Here is a 1587-nt window from a genome sequence, read left to right on the forward strand (position 1 = left end):
CCTCCTTGTACAATATAGTTAGCTTTAACTAATAAAATTTTTTTAACAACCACACAGGAATTCTGATAAAACTTAGCTAAATATTTCTCGTAGCGGCAGGGGACTTCGAACTACCTCCTTGGGAAGCTCTTTCGCTGTCCCGACATTAAGAGTGAAGCCCCTCCTCTATGAGATGTCTCGAATGAGCACGTTGCGGATGTAGCTTGCTGCATGCCTCGAGTTACGCGCAAGGTTGAGACTTATAGAGGACTGTGGGAACCCTGCCTAAAATTTAGTGAAAGCGAGGATGTAAATATGATCTATGGCGGCATTGATGTGGCTAAACACAGTCATGAAGTATGCCTCGTAAACGACTCCGGTGATATAGTTCTTAGGATGCATCTAGATAATAACCATAAAGGGATGAATAAGCTTTTGCAGGCATTGGAAAGACTCGGTTTAAAGCCTGATGACGTAAAGTTCTGCTTAGAGGCTACCGGCCATTACTGGCTCCCTATCTACTGCTACCTCACTAACCAAGGATTCGAACTTCATGTCATCAATCCCATTCAGTCAGATGCTCTGCGGAATCTCTATGTGCGTAAAGCTAAAACCGACCAAAAAGATGCTTTGCTCCTTGCCGACTTGTTACGATTGGGAAGAGCCCCTGCAACCAGGCTTCCTTCAGAAACAACCCTTAAATTACAGTCGCTCTCCCGACTCCGCTTTGAGTTCGTTCGCCAGGTCGGTGGCCTTAAGAACAGGGTGCTTGGTATTTTGGATAGGATTTTCCCTGAATATCCAGACTGCTTCTCCGATGTGTTTATCCGGACTTCAAGGGAGCTGCTAAAATCTTACCCGGAGCCGGAAGAATTAGCCGAAGTGGACCTTTCAGAGTTATCTGCTTTCCTTAAAGAACATTCCCGCGGCAGGTTCGGTGAAGAAAGAGCTAAAAAGATTCAATCTCTGGCTAAAGGCACCTTCGGCATTACCATGGCTCTAGACGCTTTTACCCTCCAGCTGCGTTTGCTGATTGAGCAAATTGAATTTATTGAAGAACAGATAAAGGTTATCGAGGACGCTATTAATGAGGTTATGGAGGAGCTTCGTCCCAGTAAGGAGACACCTTATCGCCACGTAATTGAAACTATTCCAGGCATTGGCTCCATCCTGGCCGCCGCAATTATCGGCGAGATAGGTGATATTTCTCGATTTCCTAATCCCCGGGCTCTTGTTGCCTATGCTGGTTTAGATGCTACCGTAAGGGCTTCTGGATTGTTTGAGGGTACTCGTAACCGTATGTCCAAACGCGGTTCCCCTGTTTTAAGGAACAGCTTGTGGTTAGCCGCTATTTCAGCCCGCCGATTTAACCCGGAGCTGAGGGCTTATTATGAGTTAAAACGCAGCCAGGGAAAGCACTCGAATGTTGCTACAGGAGCTGTTGCAAGAAAACTTGTTCACTTGATTTATTCTCTCTGGAAGGATAATCGGCCGTATGACGCGGATTATCAATGGTCTCCTCCCGGCAAAAATGCGTGAACAGAATTTCTATGCGATTGTCAAAAATTTTTGCTATAACCTATTGACTTTTCATAGCACGTCTTAATG

1 protein-coding gene is annotated in these 1587 nt (G+C 45.4%); it reads left to right on the top strand.

The window, feature by feature from the left end:
- Positions 1-294 precede the first annotated feature (294 nt).
- Positions 295-1518, top strand: coding sequence for an IS110 family RNA-guided transposase (locus AN618_RS12355; protein ID WP_066355644.1), 1224 nt, complete (start codon positions 295-297; stop codon positions 1516-1518).
- Positions 1519-1587 lie beyond the last annotated feature (69 nt).

The sequence above is a fragment of the Fervidicola ferrireducens genome (assembly GCF_001562425.1).
In the GTDB taxonomy this organism is placed as follows: Bacteria; Bacillota; Thermosediminibacteria; order Thermosediminibacterales; family Thermosediminibacteraceae; genus Fervidicola; species Fervidicola ferrireducens.

What these genes read in the sequence shown, in the direction of transcription:
- AN618_RS12355 (WP_066355644.1), top strand. Translation starts at nt 295, where the DNA reads ATGATCTATGGCGGCATTGATGTGGCTAAACACAGTCATGAAGTATGC.